General features: G+C 69.2%; 3 protein-coding genes. 2 read left to right on the top strand and 1 reads right to left on the bottom strand.

Features of this window, described 5'->3' with window-relative positions; genetic code table 11:
- On the top strand, nt 1-607 hold a 607-nt coding region (locus ACWELQ_RS43185; protein ID WP_452402764.1), incomplete at its 5' end, for an Lrp/AsnC family transcriptional regulator.
- Nucleotides 608-646: 39 nt separating this feature from the next.
- On the opposite strand, the gene ACWELQ_RS43180 is transcribed toward ACWELQ_RS43185, so the two are convergent.
- Nucleotides 647-1,441 carry a hypothetical protein gene (locus ACWELQ_RS43180; protein WP_452402763.1) on the bottom strand — a complete coding sequence of 265 codons (795 nt, stop codon included), beginning with the start codon at nt 1,439-1,441 and terminating at the stop codon, nt 647-649.
- Between the two features lie 267 nt (nt 1,442-1,708).
- Here ACWELQ_RS43180 and ACWELQ_RS43175 point away from each other — a divergent pair, with 267 nt between their 5' ends.
- A complete protein-coding gene (locus tag ACWELQ_RS43175) occupies nt 1,709-2,368 on the top strand; it encodes a rhomboid-like protein (protein WP_452402762.1) in 660 nt (219 codons plus the stop codon).
- The last annotated feature ends 325 nt before the right edge of the window (nt 2,369-2,693 follow it).

The raw sequence follows: 2,693 nt of genomic DNA, 5'->3' as shown, positions 1-2,693 counted from the left end.
CATCGACGCGCTCGCGCCCGGCCAGCAGCAACGCCTGCGGAACGCGCCCACCCGTGCCACCCGGGACAGCGGCCTGCGCCTGACCGCACTGGACCAGGCCCTCATCGGCGAACTGTCCCGGGACGGCCGCGCCGCCCACACCGCCCTGGCCGCCGCCCTCGGCACCAGCGCCTCCACCGTCAAACGCCGCCTCGACGAGCTCACCCGGCTCGGATTGCTCAGCTTCCGTTGCGATTTCGCGCGGCCGCTGGGTGGCTGGCCGGTGGCGGTCACCTTCTGGGCGACCGCACCCACCGCCGCTCTCCCCGAGATCGGCCACACCCTCATCGGGCTCCCGCAAACCCGCAACTGCGCCGCCGTCAGCGGCCCCCACAACCTGGTGGTTCAGGCCGGGCTGCACTCGGTGGCGGAGGTGACGCGCTTCGAAAACCAGCTCGCCACCACGCATCCGGGCCTCGTCATCACCGACCGCACCATCACCCTGCGCCACGAGAAACTGCTGGGCCGCATCCTCGACCCCCACGGCCGCTCCCGCGCCGTCGTACCCCCCGACATCTGGCGCGACACCGCCACAACGACTTACGGATTCGCGCCGGAAGTCCAGTGACGCTCAGGGGACTGCCACCGGCTCACTCGAGACCGAGGTTCAATAGGTCGCGTTCAGGTAGTCGGCGGCGTGGGTGGTCCACAGGACGTCGGTGCCGGGCATGTTGTGGCCGGAGTAGAGGACGTGCTGGCCGTCGGGCCAGGGGGTCAGGTAGCCGAGGAGGCCGCGGACGGCGGCGGTGTAGCGGTCGAGGTTCACCGCCGGATTCAGGAGCAGGAATTCCAGGAGCTCGTGGAAGATCACCGGGGTGAGGTTGCCGATGCGTGCGCCTTCCACCAGTGAGAACGGTGAGATCGCGGTGTCGATGGCACGTAGCGGTGAATCGTCGGGGGAGGAGGTGATGATGTCGTCGGGGTTGGCGTACTCGCGCACATCCAGGCCCCACGGCCATTTGCCGCGACGGCCGTGCAGGCCGTAGGTCGTGTCGGGGCACAGGTTGGCCACCGATTGGCCCGCTCGGCGCATCGGATTGGCGATGTTGACCACGAAGGCGATCTCGAGCGGGGAATCGTCGGTGTTGGTGTACACGCCCGCGCGCACGCCCTCGAGGATCGTGCTGGCGACGATGCCGCCCAGCGAATAGCTCAGCAGCCCACACACATTCGGTGAATCCTGCAGTGCCTTGACTCCGGCGGCGACCCCCAGCCGCACCGAGGTGTCCAGCGACGGCCCCCACGTGTTCGGATCCGGTCCGATCGAGGCGGGCCAATCCGGTTCGAAGCACGAGAATTTCTCGGTATCCAGCAGCTTGGTGACGTCGTGCAACATCCCCGCCGGTGTCCCGTCGTCATTGCGCGCCTCCCCGGTGCCCCGCAACGTGATGATGTCGATCATTTCCTTGCCTCCCCACGCCGAGCCTTTCGACGTCGAGATCGACGCTAGGCCCGCGACAATGGCCGCTCGCGAGTACCGAACTACCCGATTCGCACCTCGCCGCGCCGGTAGGACCTGCGGGTTCGGCAGATTCGGGCGGGTGGTGCGCACACTGACTCGCGGGAAATCATCAGGATCGGGTGAGGCGCGACGATCCCGGGACCTGCAGAGTCGGTCGGGGACCGCGTGCGGGATGAGGGCGGGCAGAAGGCGGTGTGGGAGAGGGACATGGCGGCGACGGACAACAGAGCCCGCTTTCGGGCGGTATGGCGGTACGTCCGCAGCGCGCCCGGCACCTACCTGTGGCTGACGCTACTGCTGATCACCACCGTCGTGATGCGGATGCTGCCGCCCGACGAACTGCGTATGGTGCTCGGCGACCGCTCCACGAATCTGCATCACCTGCGCGAGGATCCGATCCGAGTCCTGATCGGCAGCGCCTTTTGGCTCCCCGGCGGCGGCTGGCCGGTGTACGTGCTGCTCTACTCCGTCTTCCACGCCCCGGCCGAGCGCTGGCTGGGTACCGTCCGCTGGCTGATCTGCTTGATCGTCGCGCACGTGGGAGCCACGTATCTCAGTGAGGGCGTGCTGTATTGGGCCATTCACCGCGGTCTGGCCCCCGCCGACGCCGTCAACACCCTCGACATCGGCGTCAGCTACGCGCTGGCGGGCATCGTCGGCATCCTCGCCTACCACCTCACCCGCCCCTGGTGCTTCTGGTACGCCCTCGCCGCCGTGGCCTTCTTCGGCACCGCGATGCTGCTGCACCCCACCTTCACCGCCGTCGGCCACTTCACGGCTCTGCTCATCGGCTTCGCCTGCTACCCGCTCACCCGCGGCCGTCCCGGCCCGTGGACTCCACACCTGCCCCACCGCACCCGAACCTGACGGCATCCCGACCTGGCCGGGGATACGGGACCTGCCAGCGGCACCGGGACCCCACTGCGGCGCCGGGACCTCGCAGCGCCAACGGGATCTCGAGCGGCACCGGGACTTGACCGCGGCACCGCGGACCTCGGCGGTTCACCGCGGTGGCTCGGAAAGCCGAAACCGGGCGGTCTGTCCCCGCTTTCGCGGGGCGATCCGCCCGGTTGGTACTGCTTTGGCTAGCGCGGCAGGTCCGCCGCGGCCGACTCGTCGAGCAGCCAGGTGGTGGATTCCGTGCCGATCGCGCCCGCCGCCGGAATGTCCAGCGGCGACGCGCCATTGAGCG

This window comes from Nocardia sp. NPDC004722, assembly GCF_053601505.1.
Note: the sequence above shows the minus strand (reverse complement) of the source record. Positions and strands in the feature narration are given on the sequence as shown.